The sequence below is a fragment of the Limnohabitans sp. Hippo4 genome, from assembly GCF_003063605.1.
In the GTDB taxonomy this organism is placed as follows: domain Bacteria; phylum Pseudomonadota; class Gammaproteobacteria; order Burkholderiales; family Burkholderiaceae_C; genus Limnohabitans_A.
The window spans coordinates 102688-125325 of record NZ_NESE01000005.1; the positions used below are offsets into that span (position 1 = coordinate 102688).

The following is a 22638-nucleotide window of genomic DNA, read 5'->3' on the forward strand; positions in this document are numbered from 1 at the left end:
CTCATTGAGAGGTCTCCACAATTTGGCCGGCTGCCTCTGCAATCTCTGCCACAGCTTGGCAGAAGACTTGCGCGCGGTGAGGGTAGTCACGGAACATGTCAAAACTTGCACAAGCGGGCGACAGCAACACAGCGTCGCCTGCTTGGGCCACCTCTTTGGCTGCGTTGACAGCCTCGGGCAATGTGGCGGCATCGATCAAGGGCACACCACACAGTGACAACGCGTCACGGATAAGGGGAGCATCGCGGCCGATCAAGATCACGGCACGCGTGTAACGAGAGACGGGTTCGGCCAGTGGCGAGAAATCTTGGCCTTTGCCATCGCCACCCAAAATCACCACCACGCGGCGCTCAGAACCCAAGCCCACCAACGCAGCCACGGTGGCGCCCACATTGGTGCCTTTGCTGTCGTCAAAATATTCAATGTCATTGACGATGGCGACTGATTCCACTCGGTGCGGCTCGCCCTTGTATTCACGCAAACCAAACAACATCGAAGCCAAGCTGCTTCCCGTGCTACTGGCCAAAGCCAAAGCAGCCAAAGCATTCACGGCATTGTGACGACCGCGAATGCGCAATGCATCGGCTGGCATCAGGCGTTGAATGTGAATCTCTTCCACTTCCCCTTTGCGCAGGCGACGTGTTTCATCAGATTCCAAAGCCCGCACCAACCAGGTCATGCCGTTGACGGTTTCCAAACCAAAGTCACCTGGCCGCTCGGGCATACCAGCACCGTAGGTGATGTGTTCTCGAACAATGGGTTTTTGCAGCTTAGCGCGGATGGGGTCTGGCAGCATGGCCATGACACGCGCATCGTCGCGGTTCAACAGCATCAAAGACTGTTCACCAAAAATCTTTTCTTTGGCAGCAGCGTAGGCGTCCATGCTGCCGTGCCAATCCAAATGGTCTTGGGTGACGTTCAGCACGGTGGCCGCAGTTGGCTCAAACGGTCCTGCGTTGTCCAATTGGAAACTCGACAACTCGAGCACCCACACTTCAGGCAAGGCGTCGTCCACACATTCACGCAAGGTGTCCAACAAGGTGGGGCCAATGTTGCCGGCCACCTTGACTGTTTTGCCAGCGCGCTCAATCAATTGGCCGGTCAATGCGGTCACCGTGGTTTTGCCGTTGGTGCCCGTGATGGCCAAGACTTTGGGGGTGTAGTCGAGTGTGGCCTTGAGTTTCTCGAGGGCTTGCACAAACAAGGTCAGCTCGCCACCCGTCCACAGCCCCATGGACTTGGCAGCATCCAACACAGGGGCTGTATCGGCAGGTGCCAAACCAGGGCTTGCAAACACAGCACGAATGGCGCTGCCTTCAACCAGACTGGCACTGAAAGGACCCGAAACCCAATGCACTTGGGGCAAATCGCTTTGTAAGATGGCCAAATTGGCCGGTGCTTCACGCGTATCTGCCACGGTGATTTCTGCACCTGCGAACGCGCACCAGCGCGCCATGGCCAGGCCTGAAGCGCCTAGCCCCAAAATCAAAATGTGTTGGCCTTGAAGATAGTTCATGCTTATCTCAGCTTCAAAGTCGACAGACCCACCAAGCACAGCAGCATGGTGATGATCCAAAAACGCACAACCACTTGGGTTTCTTTCCAACCACTCTTTTCAAAGTGATGGTGCAAAGGCGCCATCTTCAAAATGCGACGACCCTCGCCATATTTCTTTTTGGTGTACTTGAAGTAAGTCACTTGCAGCATCACCGACAAAGCTTCCACCACAAAAATACCGCCCATGATGGCCAACACAATTTCTTGACGCACGATGACGGCAATGGTGCCCAATGCACCGCCCAAAGCCAACGCACCGACATCACCCATGAAGACTTGTGCAGGATGGGTGTTGAACCACAAGAAGGCCAAACCTGCACCAGCCATGGCAGCGCAAAAAATCATCAACTCACCTGTGCCTGGGATGTAAGGCAAGAACAAGTACTTGGCATACACAGAGCTGCCGGTCACATAGGCAAACACGCCCAAGGCAGAGCCCACCATCACCACAGGCATGATGGCCAAACCATCCAAACCATCGGTCAAATTCACCGCATTGCTTGAACCCACAATGACCAAATAGGTCATGACCATGAAACCAAACACACCCAAGGGGTAGCTGATCTCTTTGAAGAAAGGCACCAGCAAGCCGGCCTTGGGGGGCAAGTTCACATCAAATCCGGAGATGACCCACTTCACAAACAAATCGAGCACGCGCAAATTGGAGCTCTCAGAAATGCTGAAAACCAAATAGAACGCAGCCAGCAATCCAATCACAGATTGCCAGAAATATTTTTCGCGTGAACGCATGCCTTCAGGATCTTTGTTCACCACCTTGCGCCAATCGTCAACCCAACCAATGGCACCAAATCCCAAAGTGACGACGAGCACAATCCAGACAAAGCGATTGGTCCAGTCGAACCACAACAAGGTACTGATGGCAATCGACAGCAAAATCAGTACACCGCCCATGGTGGGTGTGCCACTTTTGGCCAAGTGACTTTCCATGCCATAGCCGCGCACAGGCTGACCAATTTTCAAAGATGTCAAATGGCGAATCACAGCGGGACCTGCAATCAAGCCAATCAAGAGCGAGGTCAAAGCGGCCATCACCGCCCTGAACGTGATGTACTGAAACACCCGCAAAAAGCCCCACTCAGGGGACAAGGTTTGCAACCACTGCGCCAAATTAAGCAGCATGTAAGGACTCTCTTTCGGTTGCTTGAGCTGACTCGGTCAGCACGCGCAAGCTTTCCACCACGCGCTCCATTTTCATAAATCGGGATCCTTTGATCACCACGCTTTTGCACGCAGGCATGTGCAACACAACTGCCGCTTGCAAAGCTTCCATCGTTTCAAAATGACGCGCACCCACAAAGGCACGGCTGCTGTGCACGCACAAATTGCCCAAGGTGAACAAAGCATCAATGCCGCGCGATTGGGCATAAGCGCCCACCTCGGTATGGAACTCAGGTCCTTGTTGACCCACCTCACCCATGTCCCCCAACACCAACAAGCGCGGTGCGGGCAATTCAGCGAGCACGTCAATGGCAGCACGCACAGAGTCGGGATTGGCGTTGTAGGTGTCATCTACCAAGGTGTAGGCGTGCCCCGCAATTTGCCATTGGCATGATTTAGAGCGACCTTTGACAGGCTCAAAGGACTCAAGTCCTTTGACAATGTCGACCAACTTCATGCCAGCTGCCAAGGCGCATGCCGTAGCGGCCAAAGCGTTGAGGACGTTGTGGCGGCCTGCAATGTTCAAACGACATGGCAAGGACTGAGCCTTGGTCACCAGGGTGAATTGCCAAGCGCCGTGGGTCCAGGCAATGTTGTGGGCTTGAACATCACCGGCTTCAAATCCAAATGTGAGGGTCTGACGGTTGCCAGCCAACTCGCGCCACAAGGGTGTGTAGTCGTCGACAGCGGGAAACACGGCTACACCATGTGCAGGCAAGGCGCGAATCACTTCGCCATTCTCACGCGCAACGGCCTCCACGGTGGCCATGAATTCTTGATGTTCACGCTGCGCGTTGTTGACCAAGCCAACAGTTGGCTGGGCATAACGCGCCAGCACTTCAATTTCACCAGGATGGTTCATGCCCAGTTCAATCACGGCACGCTGATGTGACGCACGCAAGTTGAACAAGGTCAATGGGACGCCGATCTCATTATTCAAGTTACCTTGTGTCGACATCGAAGGGTGTGCGGCATCGGCGCGCAACACAGCCGCAATCATCTGCGTCACTGTGGTTTTGCCATTGCTGCCAGTCACACCAATGAGGGACACGTCAAACTGCCGACGCCACTGCGCAGACAACTCGCCCAAGGCCGCGCGAGCATTCGGCACACAAAAGGCAGGAATGCGAACACCATCCAAGTGCTTTTGGGTCTCGGGACTTTGGACTTGGGCAGCTTCAAACAAAACGGCGACAGCACCCTGCGCTTGCGCTTGCAGCAAGAAAGCTGCGCCATCAAAGTTCTCGCCCTTCAATGCTACAAACAAATCGCCAGCCACCACACTGCGGCTGTCCGTGCGAACTGCTTGAATGCAGACGGATTTCAATTGATCAGCCTTCAAGGTGCCTACTACTGGCACAGCCATGGGCAGCCAAGTTTGCAATTGGGCCAATGTGAAGTTCATGAGCGAACCTCCATAGAAGCCATGGTGTTGGCACGGCTGACCAAGGCTTCGTGCGCATGCAGTCGGTCGTCGAAGGGGTGTTTCACACCCGCAATCTCTTGCGTGTCTTCGTGGCCTTTGCCAGCAATCAAAATGACATCACGCTTGTCCGCATGCATCACCGCGTAGGCAATGGCTTTGGCGCGATCAAGTTCTTGGTAGGCTGCCTGCGGCATCTTCATGCCTTGAAGCATGTCTTGCACAATGGCGGCAGGTGACTCTGTGCGTGGGTTGTCGCTGGTGAGCACCACATGATCGGCCGCAGCTTCTGCGGCAGCCGCCATCAAGGGACGCTTGCTAACATCGCGATCTCCGCCACAACCCAAGACACACCACAGTTTGGTGTTCAAGCTTTGCGTAACGCGCTTCAAATTGGACAAAGTTTGCATCACTGCATCGGGCGTGTGTGCGTAGTCCACCACGGTCAAGGGCAGTTCAATGCCTTCAACACCGACCACTTTTTCCATGCGACCAGGCACAGCTTGCAAACGTGCACAGACCTCGATCACCTGGTTCAAGGGCAATTGCAATGCACGCAACGCAGCCATCACACCCAGCACATTGTCGACGTTGTAGTCACCCATCAAATGGGTTTGCAAATGCACACGCTGCTGATCTTCTTGCACATCAAAGGCCATGCCATGGGCTGTGCGCTCTAAGTTCAAAGCTTGTAAACGCGCTGGTTTACCTTGGCTTGAGCAGGTCCAAAGGTCGAGGTTTTTTTGCGATTGCAGTTGCACGGCTAACTCAGCGCCTTGCGCATCGTCCACATTGACAACGGCCACTTGCAAATCAGGCCAAGCAAACAAGGCTTGTTTGGCTTGCCAATAAGCAGCCATGGTGCCGTGATAGTCCAAATGGTCTTGCGTGAAATTGGTAAAAATGGCCACTTGAATGCGTGTGCCTGCCAAGCGCTGTTCTGCAATGCCAATGGAGCTGGCTTCTATGGCGCAATGGGTCACACCTGCTGCCACAAAATTCCTCAATTGCGCTTGCAACAAGACCGGATCGGGGGTGGTCATGCCCGTCGACATCAACGCAGGTGGCTCGCCAACACCCAAAGTTCCGACCACCGCGCAACGTGCTGTGTTGTTGAGGGCATTCAAAGCTTGTGCCAACCACCAGGTGGTGGAGGTTTTGCCATTGGTGCCGGTCACCGCCATGACTTTCAAGTCTTGGCTGGGTTGTTCGTAATAGGCGTCGGCAATCCAACCGGTGTCTGCTTTCAGACCTGGGTAGGCGGCCATTTTTGTCTGTGTATCAGCATCTGCTTTCAGCCACTCTGCAGTCCATTGCTCACTGCCTTGAGCTTCCACCAAACAAGCCGCAGCACCTTGGGCCAAAGCTGACACCACATAAGCACGACCATCGGTGGCAGCACCGGGCCATGCAATGAAAGCATCACCCGCTTTGACGACACGACTGTCGGTGCACAAAACACCTGACACGTTTTGACGCAACCACTGTGCGGCTTGAGAGGGACTGTGCAAGGTTTGCATCAGAACGTCTCCTCCACACCATTGGCCACAATTTGCGGCTTCACGCTCATGTCCGGTTGCACACCCAACAAGCGCAAACTTTGTTGCACGGTTTGACTGAAAACGGGTGCAGCCACGTCACCGCCGTAATAGCGGCCATTGGTAGGCTCATCAATCATCACTGCCACCACGATACGGGGCTTGTCGATTGGCGCAATGCCAACAAACAAACCGCGGTATTTTTTAGTGGCGTAGCCCTTGCCTTCTTGCTTGTGCGCCGTACCTGTTTTGCCACCTACAGAGTAACCCACTGTTTGAGCTTTTTGCGCTGTACCACCAGGGCCAGCAGCCATGTTCAGCATGTGGCGCATGGCCGCTGCATGTTCTGGACTGATCACGGGAACGCCCACCGGGACTTGGCCATTTTTAATCAGAGTGGCAGGCAGTGATTTGCCATCACTTGCGAAGATGGTGTACGCACGCGCCATTTGGAACAAACTGACCGACACACCATAGCCATAGCTCATGGTGGCTTGCTCAACAGGTCGCCACGTTTTGGCGGCGCGCAGGCGGCCACTGACCACACCAGGGAAAGGCAATTGCGGTTTTTGTCCCAAGCCGACTGCAGTGAACATCTCCCACATTTCACGTGGCTGGGTTTGCATGGCAATTTTGACCGTGCCCACGTTGCTGGACTTTTGAATCACTTCATTCACAGACAAGGCACCGTGAGGATGCGCATCGGTGATGGTGGAGCCCGTGATGTTGATACGGCCTGGGGCTGTTTGAATGATGGTTTCAGGTTTAACCAAACCCCTCTCCAAGGCCAACGCAATGGTGAAAGGCTTCATGGTGGAGCCAGGCTCAAAACTGTCAGTCAACGCGCGATTGCGCAGCTGTTCACCACTCAAATTGACACGCTTATCGGGCGAATAGCTGGGGTAATTGGCCAAAGCCAAAATTTCACCCGACTGTGCATCTAGGACCACCACACTGCCCGCTTTGGCTTTGTTGTCTAGGACCGCTTCGCGTAACTTTTGATACGCAAAAAACTGAACTTTGCTGTCGATGCTCAACTGCAAATCCTCGCCATCAACGGGCAAGGTCATCTGGCCCACATCTTCCACCACACGACCCAAGCGATCTTTGATGACACGACGTGCGCCCGGTTTACCTGACAGTTGATTTTGGAAAATCAACTCAATGCCCTCTTGGCCTTTGTCCTCGACATTGGTAAAGCCCACAATGTGGGCTGCCGCTTCACCTTCGGGGTACAAGCGCTTGTATTCTTTGATGGTGTAGATGCCTTTGATGTTCAAGGCCAAAATTTCCTTCACCACCGACTCGTCCATTTGGCGACGTAGCCACACAAAGGTCTTGTCTTCGTTTTCTAATTTTTTGGCCAACTCGACAGGCGACATTTCCAGCAACTTGCCCAACTGACGCAAACCTTCTGGCGAGCGGTCAATCTCTTCCGGATTGGCCCATACACTGGGCGCTGGCACGCTGGATGCCAAAATCAATCCGTTGCGATCCAAAATACGGCCGCGATTGGCGGGCAATGTCAGTGTGCGTGCAAAGCGAACTTCACCCTGGCGCTTGAAAAATGCATTGTCAAAAACTTGTACATACGATGCACGCACTGCCAAGCCTACAAAGGCCAAGGCCATAGCGGCCACAATCAATTTACTGCGCCATACAGGCGTCTTGCTTGCAAGCAAAGGGCTGGATGAAAGCTGAACACTTCGGCTCATGGCTTTGCCCCCGATGTCTTCTCTTCTGCCTTGGCCGCAGGCACTTGCACATCTGCAGGTTGCTTCACGTATTGCGTGATGCCAGGCGTGACCAAACGCATCTGCAATTGCTGTTTGGCAATTTGCTCAATGCGCAAAGGCGACGCTTGCGCACGTCGCTCAACTTGCAGACGCTCGTGCTCCAACTCAAGGCGTGTCGCTTCTTTGGTCGCAGCTTCCAAGGCCATGAATGAGCGGCGTGCTTCGTAATGGCTGTGCACCAAAAACATGGCCGAGAAAATAATGGCAATGACCAAGAACACATTGAGGCGTGTCATGCAGTCACCTCGGTTCTTTCAGCCACGCGCATGATGGCGCTGCGTGCACGCGGATTGGCTGATACCTCCGCATCACTTGGGCGAATGCGCTCCAAGGATTTCAACTTCATGGCCTGAGGCACTGCAAAAGGTGCGCGGCGGTCATAGACCTCTTTGGAGTGCTTCGCAATGAATTGCTTCACGATGCGATCTTCCAAAGAATGAAAACTGATCACCACCAAACGGCCACCTGGCTTGAGAACTTCCAGGCTGGCTTCTAGCGCTTGTTCAAGCTCCTCAAGCTCGGCGTTGATGAAAATCCGAAGAGCCTGAAATGTCCGCGTTGCAGGGTCCTTGCCCGGCTCGCGGGTTTTGACCGTGTTAGCCACGATCCCGGCCAAATCGGCGGTGGATGAAATTGGGCCCCGCTCTTGTCTGCGAGCCACAATCGCCTTTGCAATCGGAAAAGCAAACCGTTCTTCGCCATAGTCACGCACAACCTCCGTGATCTGATCCACACTGGCAGTGGCCAGCCACTCGGCCACACTCTGACCGCGCGTGGTGTCCATGCGCATGTCTAAGGGGCCATCGAAACGAAAAGAAAAACCCCTGTCGGGGTTGTCAATTTGGGGGGAGCTGATCCCCAGGTCCATCAATACACCGGCAATGCTGCCTGCGGGCAATTCGCCCAGGTTGCGAAAACCTTCATGTCGAATGGAGAAACGTGCATCCTTGATGCTGGCAGCTTCAGCAATGGCTTCGACATCTTTGTCAAAAGCAATCAAGGCCGCACCTTCTGGCAGACGCGACAAAATCAAACGTGAATGACCACCACGACCAAAGGTTGCATCCACATAAATATTTTTTTCGGCGGTTAAGCCTGCATTGCCTAACAATGCATCAACCGCTTCAGTGAGCAAGACGGTGGTGTGTTGCCAAGTAGTCGTCACGCAGGCCTCAGAACGAAAAGTCCTTAAAGACATCGGGCATGTCGCCCTGCATGGCTTTCGCCTCTTGGGTGTCGTAGGCTGTTTTGTCCCACAACTCAAAGTGATTGCCCATACCCAGCAAGATGGTGTCTTTGGCAATGCCCGCGGCAGCTCGCAACTCAGGGGAGATCAACACGCGACCCGTGCCATCCATCTCCACATCCATGGCGTTGCCCAAGAAAATACGTTTCCACCATTGCGCTTCCATGGGCAGTTGGGCAATGCGCTCACGGAATCGCTCCCACTCGGTTCTGGGGAAGACCATCAAACAGCCATGAGGGTGTTTCGTGATGGTCAATTGACCACCCGCTGTGGCGCTCAAAACCTCGCGGTGACGCGTAGGCACCGACAGGCGGCCTTTGGCGTCCAAACTCAACGAAGATGCACCTTGAAACACTTGATTCTCAATTCCTGATCGATACACACGCAATTTGGGCATTTCTCCCACTTAATTGCACTTTTTTGCACTGTATCAGGAATTCACCACCTCGCAAGGGGGTTTTCGAGTTTTTTTCAATGAAATCAAGGGCTTAGAACGCTCTTTGCATCAGAATTTAACAGAAAAAGATGTTGAAAATTAGGCACTTAGAAGTTTGTCTGCAAGTAACTTCTGAGACTTTTCATGCGTCAAAAAAAATTGACATTTTTTTCACTTTTTTTTCTGTCCACTTTGTTTTCTTTCAATTCAAGAAAAAAGGCTCCTGATGGAGCCTTTTTGAAATGAAAAGAAAATGCCTTTTCAATCACCAAACATTTTCTGTTTGAGTTCGCGGCGTTGCTGAGCTTCCAGGGACAAATTGGCTGTGGGGCGCGCCAACAAACGGCCCACACCAATGGGTTCGCCTGTTTCATCGCAATAACCGTAATCGCCCGCATCAATGCGTTGAATGGATTGCTCGATTTTCTTCAATAGCTTGCGTTCACGATCGCGCGTACGCAACTCCAGCGCATGCTCTTCCTCAATGGTGGCGCGGTCTGCGGGATCGGGCACCACCACAGTGTCTTCACGCAAATGTTCAGTGGTTTCGCCAGCGTTGGCCAAGATGCCTTGCTTTAAAGCCACCAATTTGAGGCGGAAAAATGCCATTTGCGCATCGTTCATGTAGTCGTTGTCGGACATGGCCATGACTTCTGCGTCGGTGAGTTGATCAGGCGTCTTCTTTTTCCAGTTATTGGCCAACTTAGGGTCTTTTTTAACGGCAACAAAGGGGGGAGGTGTGAGAACTTGTGAAGGCATGTTTTGGAGATAACTGGCTTTTGCAGCCGTAGAAGCCACCGATTGGGCCATCGATGGCACTGTAATTTGGGCAAGTCGCGCTGAAGGACGAACCGCACGTGCGGGTACATCACCCGTGGCCACAGGCGCAGCAACGGGTGCTGCAGGCGGAGTGACGACTTTTTCAGCTTTTGCAGGCTTGGCCGGCTTTTCTGCTTTGGCAGGGGCGACAGGCTTGGCGACGGGTTTCGTGACAGGTTTAGTGACGGGTTTGGTTTCTGTCTTGGCGACCGGTTTGGCTGAGGCTTTTTCAGGCGCTTTGCTTGCACCTTTGGGTGCGACTTTGGCCGGTGCTTTGACTGGCGCTTTGGCGGCTGCAGATGGCTTGGCCGTTGGCTTGGCAGCCACTTTGGCGGCTGCTTTTGGCGCAACTTTCGGTGTGGGCTTGGCAACTGTTTTGGCCGCACTTTTCACCACGGGTTTTGCAGCAGGTTTGGCCTTTGCAACAGGCTTGGCAGCGGGCTTGGCCACCACTTTAGCGCTGGCTTTGACATTGACTTTAGCAGGGGCTTTGACAGGCGTCTTAGACGCTGTTTTGGCCTTGGTTTGAACCACAGGCTTGGCAGACGCTTTGTTGGTTTTGGTCACGGGTTTGGCTGCAGGCTTGGCCGACGCTTTAGGCGCAGCCTTCTTCACAACAGGTTTGCCCTTGGACACGACTTTGGTGACAGCAGTTTTGACTGCTTTCGCAGGTGCGGGTTTGCTCAGTTTTTTGGCCGGTGCAGCCGATTTGGCTTTGGCACTCGCTGCTGTGCTGGTTTTTTTCACTGCGGTTTTTGAGCTCGTTTTAAGGGGCTTTTTCACGTCCTGTCTCCTAGCCGTGGCGGCTTACGTGCCCCTCAAGGCACCAGCCATTTGCAAATGAATTGTGGTCATCGGCTCATTTGCGTCAAAACCCATATTTTTCGACCTTCTGGGCGCATCGGAACCCCAATTAAGGGACCCCGTCAGGGCGCAGATTGTAGCGACTGAAAGCCCTCAAAACGCTTTCTGGAAAACTAAACCAAGCATTGCTCCAAACCTTGCAACAAAATGTCTTTGGGCAGGTCAATGCCGATGAACACCATTTTGCTGACTTTGGCCTCGTTTTCAGCCCAAAGTGGCCCCAAATCGCTGCCCATCAGCTGGTGAACGCCTTGGAAAATAACTTTCCGCTCGGTGCCCTTCATGTTCAAAACACCCTTGTAACGCAGCATGCGGGGACCGTAAACATTCACGATGGCGCCCAAAAAGTCTTCCAACTTGGCTGGCTCAAAAGCTTTGTCTGATTTGAAGACAAAGCTCTTCACATCATCGTCAAAGTGATGGTGGTGGCCATGCCCCTCCCCTTGATGCGAGGGGTGATTGCAGTGCTCGCCATGTTCGTGGTCATGGTGTTCATGGTGCTCATGGCCATGATCGTGCCCGCAGTGCTCATCGTGCACATGCGGCGCTTCTTCTTTCAAAAAGTCAGGATCAATGTCCAATTTGGCATTCAAGTTGAAACCACGCAAATCAAACACTTCTGCCAATGACACCTCACCAAAATGCACCACCTTCTGAGGCGCACGGGGGTTCATGTGTGCCAAACGGTGCTGCAAAGCCTCAAGTTCAGGCTTGGAAACCAAATCCGCTTTGCTGATGAAGATCTGATCGGCAAAACCCACTTGTCGACGCGCTTCCTGGCGATCGTTCAATTGCTGCGCCGCATGCTTGGCATCCACCAAGGTCAGGATCGAGTCCAACAAAAAGCTTTCCGCAATCTCATCGTCCATGAAAAACGTTTGCGCCACAGGCCCAGGATCAGCCAGCCCCGTGGTCTCAATGACCACGCGCTCAAAGTCGAGCTCACCCTTGCGCTTCTGAGCCGCCAGCGTCTGCAAGGTCGTCCGCAAATCTTCCCGAATCGTGCAGCAAATGCACCCATTGCTCATTTGAATGATTTGCTCATTCGTGTCCGACACCAGAATGTCGTTGTCAATGTTCTCTTCACCAAACTCATTCTCAATGATGGCAATCTTCTGGCCATGCGCCTCCGTCAACACCCGCTTGAGCAGCGTCGTCTTACCCGAACCCAAAAAGCCCGTCAGGATGGTTGCAGGAATCAAAGCCATGGAAATACTCCGAGAGACAGAAAACAAAAGAGGACTGAAGTGTACCCACCCCAGAAAAAACTCAGCAGAAAGAGGTTGGAATCGGCTACCAATGGTCATTCCTGGGCAAGGATGACTTGTGCGGGTAACGATTTCTGGTACCCCAGTATGAGGCACCCGCACAAGGCGTCATTGTCCAGGAAGCGTGTGAAGTGAAGTTCAAATCTTCTTAACCACCACTAAGCCCTTAAGGTACTCCCCCTCAGGAAAATAAACAGTCATAGGATGGTCCGGCGCCCCTTGCAGCCGCTCACTGATGTACCCATCCACCCCTGCATCCGTCCCCGCAGACGCCACAATCTTGTGAAACAAATCGGCGCTGATCCCACCCGAGCAAGAGTAAGTGAACAACTCACCCCCCGGTGCCAACAACTTAAACGCCAAGCGATTGATGTCTTTGTACGCCCGCGCAGCCCGATCGGCATGCGCTGCAGTCGGCGCAAACTTAGGCGGATCCAGCACGATGGCATCAAACTGCACACCTTGTTCAATGAAAGACCGCAGCGACGCATTGACATCCGCATCCATGAACGTGGTGCGCGACAACTCAAAACCATTCAGCAACACATTTGCCTTGGCCTTTTCCAAAGCAGGCCCCGACGAATCAATCGACGTTACATGGACTGCGCCACCCGCCAAAGCCGCCACACTGAACCCACCCGTGTAGCAATAGCAGTTGAGCACACTTTGAAACTTGCGAAACAGCGTGTGTTGATAAAAGCGGTAACGACTGTCGCGTTGGTCCAAATAAAAACCAGTCTTGTGGCCTTCGGCAATGTTCAGCAACAGCTGCCACTGATGCTCTTGCAGCGTGATCTCTGTGGGCCCCTCCCCGCGCAGCCAACCCGTCACCTCAGGCAAACCTTCGAGTGAACGCACATTGGCGTCTGAGCGTTCGTAAAGCTTGGTCAAGCCTGTGGCTTTGAGCAGCGCATCGGCCATCACATCCTTGAAACGCTCCGTGCCGCAAGAGGTAAATTGCGCCACCAAAGTGTCGTCATAGCGGTCAACCACCAAACCAGGCAGTCCATCAGACTCACCATGCACCAATCGCATCCCATTGCTTTGAATGTCAAACAAACTGCGCGCTTGCACCGATTTGTGAATCAGCCCTTCGATGAAGGCTGCATTAATGCGCTGCGCTTCATCAAAACTCCAAACCCTTGCGCGAATTCGCGAGGTGGGGCTGAAAGCCGCCCACGCCAAAAACTCACCTTCATGTGACTCCACGCGCACGGTTTCACCGGCATCGGCACTGCCCTTGGCAATGGCCGATTCAAAAATCCAGGGGTGTTGGCGTTGCAAAGAGCGCTCTTTGCCAGCTTTGAGTCGAATCGTTTTCATACTGCCATTGTCCCACTCTCGGTGGTTCAAAACAGATGCCGGTGCCGCCGATTATTTTTTCTCTGCTTTGCCAGTACCGCGCTTGGCGCGTGGGTGCGCCGCGTCATAAGCCTTGGCCAAATGCTGAAAGTCCAAACGTGTGTAGACCTGCGTGGTGCTGATGTTGGCATGGCCCAGAAGTTCTTGCACCGCGCGCAAATCGCTGCTCGACTGCAGCACATGGCTGGCAAACGAATGACGCAACATGTGGGGGTGCACAGGGGTGGCCAAGCCCGCCAACAAACTGCGGCGCTTGAGGCGCTGCCAAACCGACTGCGCTGTTAGGCGCGTGCCATGCTTGCCCGGAAACAGCGCCAGCGCTGCGTCCGACAAACCGGGCACCGATTGCGTCATCATGCCCATGGCTTGGCTGCGCAAGGGCAACCAGTTTTCTAACGCCTTGATGGCCGCTTGCCCCAAAGGCACCGTTCTGCGCTTGCCGCCCTTGCCCTGCACCATCACTTCGGCACCTTGCAAGTCAATCCAGCCGCGGCCCTTGTTGGAAGCTTCCGTACTAGCCACCACATCCAAACCCGTGAGCTCGGCCACACGCAAGCCACAGCCGTACAACAGTTCCACCATGGCGGCATCCCGCGCTTCTAACCAAGGATCGTCTGCTTCTTCGGTGTGCTCGGCCAACTGCACGGCTTCGTCCACCCCCAAGGCTTTGGGCAAGGGCTTGGCCACTTTGGGCGCGCGCACGCCTTCAACGGGATTGTGCGAAATAAGACTTTCGCGCGCCAGCCAATGGTAGAAGCCACGCCAGCCCGACAAGATGAGGGCAATGCCGCGGCCCGTGCGGCCGCCGCTGTGCATTTGCGCCACCCACCGGCGCACATGCAGGGTTTGAACTTGTGCCAAATCGACGTTGGCGGCCTGCGCCAAATCAGTCAGTTTTTGCAGGTCTAAGGCATACAGCGTCGTGGTTCGCTCGGCCAGGCGTTTTTCAAAACGCACATGGTCGAGGTAACGAGCAACGCGCTCGTCCATGCTTTAAACCTCAGTCTTTCGTGGGCAACAAAGCCGACAGTGCCGCACTGCACAACTCACCCAAGTGCTCCAGGAAGTCTGTGCCCATGCCACTGTGAAAGCGTTGTGCATCGGGCGAAGCCAACACCAACAAACCAAACGGCGCTTGGTCTTTGCTCAAACGCAAGGGCAACAAAGCCACCGATGCCGCTTGTGCGGGCTCTTGTAACCACTGCACAGCTTCCACACCTGAACTTGCACCGACAAATGGCGCTGTAAAACTGGCGGCAGCTTGCTTGACTTCATCGCTCACACTTTGGCTGTACGCTGCATTCGCAAAGGCTTCTGACACCCCCCACAAACGCACGCCGACTTGCGGCACTTGAAATCGTGCTTCAATGTTTTTCAAAGCAGACGGCACACGCTCAGCCGCAGGCGTCTGCAACAACTCACAAGCCCACTTTTGCAGCTTCTCGGTGATGATCATGTTTTCGTTGCCATGGCGAATCATTTCCATGATGCGCATTTCCAGTGCACGAATTTTGTCGCGCAGCATTTGCGCTTGGCGCTCTTGCAAGCTCACCGAACGGTGGTTGTCGGGGCTGAGCAATTGCACGGAGGCGAGCAACTGCGCATGACGCTCAAAAAAATCAGGCGTGTTGGCCAAAAAATCAGCGATGTCATCTTCGGTGATGGGGTTCATCGGATTGATAGAGGTGGGGGTCATGCCGGTCTTTCAAATCAAGGTAAGTTGGGAACGTCAATCTCGCCTTCAAACACCGATGTGGCAGGGCCTGTCATGAAGACGGCTTGCGACAGATCGTTTTTGGCAAGGCCTTGCCATTCAATGGTGAGGGTGCCGCCATGGGTTTGCACGTCCACTTTGGGGTTGAGCAGGCCCATGCGAATACCGGCCACCACGGCGGCGCAAGCGCCTGTGCCGCAGGCCAAAGTTTCGCCGGCGCCACGTTCGTAAACGCGCAAGCGCACGACATCGCGGCTCACAATTTGCATGAAGCCTGCATTGACGCGATTGGGAAAGGAAGGGTGGTGTTCAATCAAGGGGCCATGGGTGAGAACGGACGCTGTGTCCACGTTGTCGACCACCTGAACGGCATGAGGATTGCCCATCGAGACCACGGCCACATGCGCTTCAGCGTCTGTCTTCGCAGCTTTCAACGGCAATTGCCAAACTTCGCAGCCATTGACCAGCGCGTGCTTCAAACCATCTGCTTTGAACGGCACTTTGAGCAAATCCAGTATGGGCGCACCCATGTTGACGGTGACGCGGCCATCGGCGTTCATTTGCAATTCAATTTCGCCTTGCTGAACTTTCACACGAACGCGGTCTTTGGTGGTGAGGCCTTTGTCGCGCACATAACGCACGAAACAACGCGCGCCATTGCCGCAGTGCTCCACCTCGCCACCATCGGCGTTGTGAATCACATATTCAAAATCCAGCGTGTCGTTGGGCGCGGGGCGCACCGTCAGAATTTGATCGGCGCCCACCCCAAAATGACGGTCGGCCAAGAAACGGTATTGAGCCGTGCTGAGGTTGAAACGCGCACGGGTTTCATCGAGCACCACAAAATCGTTGCCCGCACCCTGCATTTTGGTAAAGCGAATTCGCATGGCCGAATTATCGTCTGTTCGGCGCATTGTTTGAACAATGCCAGCACGCCAATGCGACAAGCCTCGCACTAGGACCGATAATCCATCCATGGTGAGACCTCAACAACTATTGCATCCCCAGCGAGAACCTGCCGCCACAAGGCCGGCTGCCACGGTGCTGTTGCTGCGCGACAGTGCGCAAGGCATCGAAGTGCTCATGACACGGCGCTCGTTGACAGCCAGCTTTGCACCTGGCGCTTATGTCTTTCCAGGTGGCGGCATTGACGCACTGGACGCAGCTTCTCATGCGCAGGCCCTGCGACGACCCACCCAAAGTGACCTGCACCTCACCCAAGCGATTGCCGCCATTCGGGAAAGCTTTGAGGAACTGGGCATTTTGCTGGCTTACCGCGCCGACCACAGCATGGCCACCGCGCAAGACATTGCCTTGCTCGATCGCAGCCAGCCCTTTGCCGCCCAATGCACCGCGCTGGGCTTGCAATTGGCCGCCGATCAGGTCTATGTGTTGGCCCATTGGATCACCGACCGCGATTTGCCCAAACGCTTTGATGTGCCCTTTTTGGTGGCACGCATGCCAGAAGATCAAACGCCCGTGGCCGACGAATCGGAACAATTTGAGCCTGTGTGGGTGAGGCCCTCTGACGCCCTCAAACGCCACGAAGCTGGCGACTTTTTCATCATCTTCCCCACCATTCGCACTTTGCAGCGCCTCACGCCCTTTGCCAATGTGCAAGCCGTGTTGGACGCCTGCGCCGTCAATGACGAACCCTTGTGGACCAGCTGCCCGCGCGCAGGCTGGTTGGCAGGCAAAGAAGAGCGCTACATGGAACACGAATCGCCCTATGGCGAATTGGCCCTCACCAGCCCCGATGGCCAAATCGTGCACCACCTCGATTGGCAGTCCGATCACCCCGTGGCTTTGCTCAAAAATGTGCAACGCCTGACTGCGCCCAACCCCGGCGTGATGACAGGCCCCGGCACCAACACCTATTGGGTGGGCGATCCCCACAGCGGCTACATCGTGATCGATCCAGGCCCAGCCGACCCCGATCACTTGGACAAAATTTGGCGTGCCACCAGCGGCCAAATTCGCATGATTGTGTGCACGCATTCACACCCCGATCACTCACCCGGCGCCAAGCCTCTGCAGGCGCTTTGCCAAGGGGCCTCGCATGGCTTGCCACCTGTGCTGGGCTTGCCTTCTGCCAGCACGGCCAACGCACAAAGCCAATTCACGCCCGATCGTTCATTGGCCCACGGTGAAATTTTGAAAGTGGGCGAGCACAGCCTCAAGGTGCTGCACACCCCCGGCCATGCGGCCAACCACCTTTGTTTGGCCTTGCTCGAAGATGGCCTCTTGTTTTCTGGCGATCACGTGCTCAATGGCAGCACCACGGTGGTCAATCCGCCCGATGGCGGCATGACCGATTACCTCGATTCGCTTGATTTGTTGGCCGCCGAATGCCGCACCCATCAACTCGAATTCATCTTGCCAGCACACGGCTATGTGCTGGGCTTTGCGGAACAAGCCATCGCCCAACTCAAAGCACATCGTTTAAAGCGCGAAGCCAAAGTGATCGCCGCCATGCGCGCCTTGCCACATGGCACACTTGAAGACTGGGTGGCACACGCTTACGACGACGTCCATGAACGTCTGTGGCCCGTGGCTGCACGATCTTTGCAAGCGCATGTGGACCGCATTCAGTCCATGCCACCAGGCAATCCATGACAGACCCTCACGCAACTGCTAGCACCGAAGGCATTCGCCTGTCCAAACGTGTGGCCGATATTTTGAAATGCTCGCGCGCAGAAGCGGAACAAGTGATTGTGGGTGGCTGGGTCAAGGTCAACAACTTGGTGGTGGACGAACCCGCGCACCGCGTCAAAGACGAGCAAATCGACATTCACAGCACTGCGCAACGCGGCAAAGTGCCCTTGCTCACAGTCATCTTGCACAAAACCCCAGGGCAAAGTTGCTTGTCGCAAAGTCACAACAACATCTGGAAATCCCTCACACCCGAAACACGTTCTCACCAAGATCGCTCTGGCATCACCCTGACACCGCGATTGCAAAAATCATTGCAATGTGCGGCCGCTTTAGAAGATGCTGCCACGGGCTTGGTTGTGCTCACCGAAGACCCTGCCATGTTGCGCAAATTACTGGATGAACGCACGCCTTTAGAACATGAAATGCTGGCCGAAGTGCAAGGGCCCGTGAGCCCTGATCAGTTGCACGACATGTGCCCCACAGGGCTCAAAACCAGCATCAGCAGTGCCACCCCCCAAAAAACGGGTTTGCGCATGGCTTTCAAAGGGTACCAACCGGGGTATGCTGCAGGCGTCATTGAAAATACAGGGTTGCGGCTGACAGGTCTCAAACGCGTTCGAATGGGCCGTGTTTTGATGGCCCCCCTTGCCCCCGGTGAGTGGCGAGCCTTGATGCCCTACGAAAGATTTTGAGAAAAAACCCTGTTTTTGCGCATATTTGCCACATCCGGGCCTTGCAAACCCTTGAAATTCATCAGGGCATCCTCATTTAACTTGTAAGTTTGAGAGAATATTCACACGAATGTTCGTAGCTTGAGCTGAAAGGAAAAACTATATGCGTTTGAGCACCAAAAGTCGTTTTGCCGTCACGGCCATGATCGATGTCGCTTTGCGCGAAGATCGCGGTCCCGTCTCGCTCTCGGCCATTAGCGAGCGTCACCAAATTTCACTCTCCTATTTGGAGCAGCTGTTCAGCAAACTGCGTCAGCACCAATTGGTTGAAAGCACGCGCGGTCCTGGCGGTGGTTATTCATTGGCCCGCAGCGCCGAGAAAATCACCATGGCCGACATCGTGAGCGCTGTCGACTTTTCTGTTGAAGCTGAAGATGCCAGCAACTCTGAAGGCAGCACATGGATGAGCAGCGAATTGTGGGCTAGCCTGAACGAGAAAATGTTGGCGCACTTGCAGTCCATCAGCTTGCGCCAACTGGTCTCTGAGCAGCGCGCCAAAGGCGTGACGGTTGAGCCAGCACCCTCCGTGGTCAAGCGTGGCGTGTTTGCCAAGCCCAAGAGCCAGCCCGTCAAGATGAACGTGCCGAACTCGGTGTTTGCATTGGCGGCTAGCTTGGTGCCGACACGCTAATCGAATCAAATTCGATGCAAAAAACGCGCCCTGGGTGACCAGGGGCGCGTTTTTTTTTGGCTTTGAAACAGCCTTGAATAAAGTGTGAAGCCTACCGATAAGCCGGATTCTGTGCATTGAAGTTGCCCTCAATGTGACCGCCATTACTCTGGGCCGAGGGTTGCCCACTCGGCTCGGTGCTACCTACCCGCACACTCTCCGGAACCAGATCAACGTGTGCCTATTTGGTATTGCTGCGCGTAGAGATTGCCCGTTTCACCCGAACTGAATCGGCTCGTCTCTGTTGCTCTAATCCTCACCTTGGTGCCTTGCGGCCTTTCGGTGGAGAGGTGTTACCTCCTACGCTGTCCTGTGCAGTCCGGACGTTCCTCCAGTGCGGCCTTTCGGCCCATGGCCAAAGAAAATCTTTCGCCATGGCTTTGCAGCTTGCACCAGCGACGGTCTGGCAGGCTTCACGACCCCATTATCGCCTCGCGGCATAACCATATGCAGGAATTGGCAGAACAAGTAGGTCAAAATCCGTCTCAGTCATTCGAATCATTCCCCTTTACACCCAAAGGACCGCGATCATGAAAGCTCACAACATCTTACAGACCATTGGCAACACGCCCCACATTCGCATCAACAAACTGTTTGGCGCCAATGCCAATGTGTGGATCAAATCCGAGCGCAGCAACCCCGGTGGTTCCGTGAAAGATCGCATTGCCTTGGCCATGGTGGAAGATGCCGAGAAAACGGGCGCCCTCAAAGCAGGCGGCACCATCATTGAACCCACCTCGGGCAACACCGGCATTGGCTTGGCCATGGTAGCGGCCGTCAAGGGCTACAAATTGATCTTGGTGATGCCAGACAGCATGTCCATTGAGCGCCGCCGTTTGATGTTGGCCTATGGCGCCACCTTTGATCTGACACCCCGCGAAAAAGGCATGAAAGGCGCCATTGCCCGCGCCGAAGAATTGGTGGCCAGCACCCCCGGCGCTTGGATGCCGCAACAATTCAACAATCCCGCCAACATCGATGTCCACGTGCGCACCACGGCGCAAGAAATCTTGGCGGACTTTCCCGAAGGCATCGACGCCATCATCACAGGTGTGGGCACCGGTGGCCACTTGACGGGCACTGCCAAAGTCTTGAAGGCCAAATTCCCCAATCTCAAAGTGTTTGCCGTCGAACCCACCGCATCGCCTGTGATCTCTGGCGGTGCGCCTGCACCCCACCCCATTCAAGGCATTGGCGCTGGCTTCATTCCAAAAAACCTGGACACCAGCTTGCTAGACGGTGTGATTCAAGTGGAGGCCGAAGACGCACGCGAATTCGCACGCCGCTCCGCACGCGAAGAAGGTTTGTTGGTTGGCATTTCTTCAGGCGCCACCTTGGCCGCCATTGCCCAAAAATTGAAAGAGCTGCCCGCCGGCGCCACCGTGCTGGGCTTCAATTACGACACTGGCGAGCGTTACTTGTCGATTGAAGGTTTCTTGCCAAACTGAATATCAACGCCTGCGGATGCCAAGCAGGGTTTCCTTGCTTGGCATCTCGCGCGATAATTGGCGAGTCTGCTTGATAACCACAAGCCCATTGATCGACTGCCATGATTCGAATCTCAGAACTCAAACTGCCTTTGACTGCATTGCCAGTCGAAGTGCGTCGCGCAGCGGATGCCCCGTCAGAAACTGACGAAGATCGAATTCCGCCCCCCCATCCCGAAGAGGCTTTGCGCCAACTGGCTGCAAAAGCGCTGGCCATTGATGCGGTCGCGATTGACCAATTGCATGTTTTCAAACGCAGTTTTGATGCACGCAAAGCCGATTTGTTGGCGGTGTTCATTGTCGACATCACCTTGAAAGACCCCGCAGCTGAGGACTCGCTGCTCAAGCAGTTTTCTGGCAACCCTCACATTCAAGCCACGCCCAACATGACTTGGCAGGCGCCTTGTCATGCGCCCGCCAACTTTGGCTTGGAAGAAGGTGAACGCCCCGTGGTGGTGGGCTTTGGCCCATGCGGTATTTTTGCAGCCTTGAGCTTGGCGCAAATGGGTTTCAAGCCCATCGTCATTGAACGTGGCAGTCCCGTGCGTCAACGCACCAAAGACACCTGGGGCTTGTGGCGCAAACAAACACTCAATCCTGAAAGCAATGTGCAGTTTGGTGAAGGCGGCGCTGGCACTTTTTCTGACGGCAAGCTCTACAGCCAAATCAAAGACCCGCGTCATTTGGGTCGCAAGGTGATGAACGAGTTTGTGCAAGCGGGTGCGCCTAGCGACATTTTGTTTGCGGCGCATCCCCACATCGGCACGTTCAAGTTGGTCAAGGTGGTGGAAAACTTGCGCGAGCAAATCATTGCCATGGGCGGCGAAGTGCGTTTCGAACAACGCGTGGTCGACATCGACATTGAAACCACCGCGCAGGGCCGACAAGTCACCGGCTTGCACATGGAAGACCGCAACACGGGTAAGCGTTCGCACTTGGCCACCCAGCATGTGGTGCTGGCTTTGGGCCACAGCTCGCGCGACACATTCACTTTGTTGTACGAGCGCGGCGTTTACATGGAGGCCAAGGCCTTCTCGATAGGCGTTCGCATTGAACATCCACAAAGTGTGATTGATGCAGCCCGATGGGGCCGTCATGCCGGCCATCCTTTGCTGGGTGCGGCCGATTACAAGCTGGTGCACCATGCGCAAAACGGTCGTGCGGTTTACAGCTTTTGCATGTGCCCCGGCGGCACGGTGGTGGCCGCCACCAGCGAACCTGGCCGTGTCGTCACCAACGGCATGAGCCAATACTCACGCAACGAACGCAACGCCAACGCCGGCATGGTGGTGGCCATCGATCCTGAAGATTACCCACTGGATGTCGCTGCATGGCAAGCCGCCTTTGGTGAAGCCGATGGTTTGAAATGGGCCCTGCAAGCGCAAGCGATGGCCCAGCAAACGCCCAAGGCTTATCACCCGCTGTCGGGCATTGTGTTTCAACGTCTGTTGGAATCTAAAGCCTTTGTGGCAGGCGGCGAAAACTACACCGCACCCGGTCAACTGGTGGGCGACTTTTTGCATGCGCGGGCATCCAAAGATTTTGGTGCGGTGCAGCCGTCCTACAAACCAGGTGTGAGCTTGGGCGATTTGTCACAAGTGCTGCCCGCATTTGCGGTGCAAGCCATACGTGAAGCGCTACCGGTGTTTGGTCGCAAGATCAAAGGCTACGACATGCAAGATGCCGTGTTAACTGGCGTGGAAACACGCACGTCATCGCCCCTCAAAATGACACGGGGTGAGAACTTTCAAAGTTTGAACACCCTGGGCCTGTATCCGGCTGGTGAGGGCGCCAGTTATGCTGGGGGTATTTTGTCGGCAGGTGTGGATGGCATCAAAGTGGCCGAGGCTTTGGCCCAAGCCATAACTGCAAAGACCTGAAGCAAGGCAGCAT

19 protein-coding genes and 1 other RNA gene are annotated in these 22638 nt (G+C 54.8%); 5 read left to right on the forward strand and 15 right to left on the reverse strand.

What is annotated here, in order from left to right:
* Position 1: 1 nt before the first annotated feature.
* The 14 genes from murD to dapF form a co-directional block, all read right to left on the reverse strand.
* Positions 2 to 1516, reverse strand: a complete 1515-nt coding sequence (murD, locus tag B9Z46_RS12820; RefSeq protein WP_108257037.1) for a UDP-N-acetylmuramoyl-L-alanine--D-glutamate ligase — start codon at positions 1514 to 1516, stop codon at positions 2 to 4.
* Between the two features lie 2 nt (positions 1517 to 1518).
* Positions 1519 to 2697, reverse strand: a complete 1179-nt coding sequence (gene mraY / locus B9Z46_RS12825; protein ID WP_108257039.1) for a phospho-N-acetylmuramoyl-pentapeptide-transferase — start codon at positions 2695 to 2697, stop codon at positions 1519 to 1521.
* The gene (murF, locus tag B9Z46_RS12830) at positions 2687 to 4141 is read right to left on the reverse strand and encodes a UDP-N-acetylmuramoyl-tripeptide--D-alanyl-D-alanine ligase (protein WP_108257041.1); all 1455 of its coding nucleotides are present in this window, start codon (positions 4139 to 4141) and stop codon (positions 2687 to 2689) included. The genes mraY and murF overlap by 11 nt, the downstream gene beginning before the upstream one ends.
* On the reverse strand, positions 4138 to 5679 hold the full coding sequence (locus B9Z46_RS12835; protein WP_108257042.1) for a UDP-N-acetylmuramoyl-L-alanyl-D-glutamate--2,6-diaminopimelate ligase: 1542 nt from the start codon (positions 5677 to 5679) through the stop codon (positions 4138 to 4140). Before B9Z46_RS12835 ends, murF begins: the two co-directional genes overlap by 4 nt.
* Positions 5679 to 7412 carry a penicillin-binding protein 2 gene (locus B9Z46_RS12840; protein WP_108257043.1) on the reverse strand — a complete coding sequence of 578 codons (1734 nt, stop codon included), beginning with the start codon at positions 7410 to 7412 and terminating at the stop codon, positions 5679 to 5681. Before B9Z46_RS12840 ends, B9Z46_RS12835 begins: the two co-directional genes overlap by 1 nt.
* Positions 7409 to 7729, reverse strand: coding sequence for a cell division protein FtsL (gene ftsL, locus B9Z46_RS12845; protein WP_108257044.1), 321 nt, complete (start codon positions 7727 to 7729; stop codon positions 7409 to 7411). Before ftsL ends, B9Z46_RS12840 begins: the two co-directional genes overlap by 4 nt.
* On the reverse strand, positions 7726 to 8658 hold the full coding sequence (gene rsmH, locus B9Z46_RS12850; protein WP_108257045.1) for a 16S rRNA (cytosine(1402)-N(4))-methyltransferase RsmH: 933 nt from the start codon (positions 8656 to 8658) through the stop codon (positions 7726 to 7728). The genes ftsL and rsmH overlap by 4 nt, the downstream gene beginning before the upstream one ends.
* Before the next feature lie 7 nt (positions 8659 to 8665).
* Positions 8666 to 9094, reverse strand: a complete 429-nt coding sequence (gene mraZ / locus B9Z46_RS12855; protein WP_108257119.1) for a division/cell wall cluster transcriptional repressor MraZ — start codon at positions 9092 to 9094, stop codon at positions 8666 to 8668.
* Between the two features lie 342 nt (positions 9095 to 9436).
* Positions 9437 to 10777 (reverse strand): RNA polymerase-binding protein DksA, encoded by a 1341-nt coding sequence (dksA, locus tag B9Z46_RS15240; RefSeq protein ID WP_369907455.1) that lies wholly within the window; start codon positions 10775 to 10777, stop codon positions 9437 to 9439.
* 194 nt (positions 10778 to 10971) lie between these two features.
* Complete coding sequence (locus B9Z46_RS12875) at positions 10972 to 12066, reverse strand: GTP-binding protein (RefSeq protein ID WP_108257048.1); 1095 nt, start codon at positions 12064 to 12066, stop codon at positions 10972 to 10974.
* Positions 12067 to 12264: 198 nt separating this feature from the next.
* Entirely contained in the window at positions 12265 to 13449 is a 1185-nt protein-coding gene (locus B9Z46_RS12880; RefSeq protein ID WP_108257049.1) for a class I SAM-dependent rRNA methyltransferase, read from the reverse strand.
* Positions 13450 to 13500: 51 nt separating this feature from the next.
* Positions 13501 to 14478, reverse strand: coding sequence for a tyrosine recombinase XerC (locus B9Z46_RS12885; RefSeq protein ID WP_108257050.1), 978 nt, complete (start codon positions 14476 to 14478; stop codon positions 13501 to 13503).
* Positions 14479 to 14488: 10 nt separating this feature from the next.
* Positions 14489 to 15184 carry a DUF484 family protein gene (locus B9Z46_RS12890; RefSeq protein WP_055361659.1) on the reverse strand — a complete coding sequence of 232 codons (696 nt, stop codon included), beginning with the start codon at positions 15182 to 15184 and terminating at the stop codon, positions 14489 to 14491.
* A 14-nt stretch (positions 15185 to 15198) separates the two neighbouring features.
* Complete coding sequence (gene dapF / locus B9Z46_RS12895; RefSeq protein WP_108257120.1) at positions 15199 to 16089, reverse strand: diaminopimelate epimerase; 891 nt, start codon at positions 16087 to 16089, stop codon at positions 15199 to 15201.
* An 88-nt stretch (positions 16090 to 16177) separates the two neighbouring features.
* Here dapF and B9Z46_RS12900 point away from each other — a divergent pair, with 88 nt between their 5' ends.
* From B9Z46_RS12900 to B9Z46_RS12910, 3 genes are all read left to right on the forward strand, one after another.
* Positions 16178 to 17818, forward strand: coding sequence for an MBL fold metallo-hydrolase (locus B9Z46_RS12900; protein WP_108257051.1), 1641 nt, complete (start codon positions 16178 to 16180; stop codon positions 17816 to 17818).
* Complete coding sequence (locus tag B9Z46_RS12905) at positions 17815 to 18549, forward strand: RNA pseudouridine synthase (RefSeq protein WP_108257052.1); 735 nt, start codon at positions 17815 to 17817, stop codon at positions 18547 to 18549. Before B9Z46_RS12900 ends, B9Z46_RS12905 begins: the two co-directional genes overlap by 4 nt.
* Positions 18550 to 18691: 142 nt before the next feature.
* Positions 18692 to 19219, forward strand: coding sequence for an Rrf2 family transcriptional regulator (locus B9Z46_RS12910; protein WP_108257053.1), 528 nt, complete (start codon positions 18692 to 18694; stop codon positions 19217 to 19219).
* An 82-nt stretch (positions 19220 to 19301) separates the two neighbouring features.
* Here B9Z46_RS12910 and rnpB read toward each other — a convergent pair.
* Positions 19302 to 19673: RNase P RNA component class A (gene rnpB, locus B9Z46_RS12915), an RNA gene on the reverse strand.
* A gap of 115 nt (positions 19674 to 19788) precedes the next feature.
* Here rnpB and cysK point away from each other — a divergent pair.
* A complete protein-coding gene (gene cysK, locus B9Z46_RS12920) occupies positions 19789 to 20706 on the forward strand; it encodes a cysteine synthase A (RefSeq protein WP_108257054.1) in 918 nt (305 codons plus the stop codon).
* Between the two features lie 101 nt (positions 20707 to 20807).
* The gene (locus B9Z46_RS12925; protein WP_108257055.1) at positions 20808 to 22625 is read left to right on the forward strand and encodes an NAD(P)/FAD-dependent oxidoreductase; all 1818 of its coding nucleotides are present in this window, start codon (positions 20808 to 20810) and stop codon (positions 22623 to 22625) included.
* Positions 22626 to 22638: the final 13 nt, after the last annotated feature.

Coding starts and splice junctions, on each gene's coding strand:
- B9Z46_RS12900 (WP_108257051.1), top strand. CDS start 16,178: ATGGTGAGACCTCAACAACTATTGCATCCCCAGCGAGAACCTGCCGCC.
- B9Z46_RS12925 (WP_108257055.1), top strand. CDS start 20,808: ATGATTCGAATCTCAGAACTCAAACTGCCTTTGACTGCATTGCCAGTC.
- B9Z46_RS12840 (WP_108257043.1), bottom strand. CDS start 7,412: ATGAGCCGAAGTGTTCAGCTTTCATCCAGCCCTTTGCTTGCAAGCAAG.
- B9Z46_RS12875 (WP_108257048.1), bottom strand. CDS start 12,066: ATGGCTTTGATTCCTGCAACCATCCTGACGGGCTTTTTGGGTTCGGGT.
- B9Z46_RS12905 (WP_108257052.1), top strand. CDS start 17,815: ATGACAGACCCTCACGCAACTGCTAGCACCGAAGGCATTCGCCTGTCC.
- B9Z46_RS12835 (WP_108257042.1), bottom strand. CDS start 5,679: ATGCAAACCTTGCACAGTCCCTCTCAAGCCGCACAGTGGTTGCGTCAA.
- ftsL (WP_108257044.1), bottom strand. CDS start 7,729: ATGACACGCCTCAATGTGTTCTTGGTCATTGCCATTATTTTCTCGGCC.
- B9Z46_RS12880 (WP_108257049.1), bottom strand. CDS start 13,449: ATGAAAACGATTCGACTCAAAGCTGGCAAAGAGCGCTCTTTGCAACGC.
- murF (WP_108257041.1), bottom strand. CDS start 4,141: ATGAACTTCACATTGGCCCAATTGCAAACTTGGCTGCCCATGGCTGTG.
- B9Z46_RS12890 (WP_055361659.1), bottom strand. CDS start 15,184: ATGACCCCCACCTCTATCAATCCGATGAACCCCATCACCGAAGATGAC.
- cysK (WP_108257054.1), top strand. CDS start 19,789: ATGAAAGCTCACAACATCTTACAGACCATTGGCAACACGCCCCACATT.
- dapF (WP_108257120.1), bottom strand. CDS start 16,089: ATGCGAATTCGCTTTACCAAAATGCAGGGTGCGGGCAACGATTTTGTG.
- murD (WP_108257037.1), bottom strand. CDS start 1,516: ATGAACTATCTTCAAGGCCAACACATTTTGATTTTGGGGCTAGGCGCT.
- mraY (WP_108257039.1), bottom strand. CDS start 2,697: ATGCTGCTTAATTTGGCGCAGTGGTTGCAAACCTTGTCCCCTGAGTGG.
- B9Z46_RS12885 (WP_108257050.1), bottom strand. CDS start 14,478: ATGGACGAGCGCGTTGCTCGTTACCTCGACCATGTGCGTTTTGAAAAA.
- B9Z46_RS12910 (WP_108257053.1), top strand. CDS start 18,692: ATGCGTTTGAGCACCAAAAGTCGTTTTGCCGTCACGGCCATGATCGAT.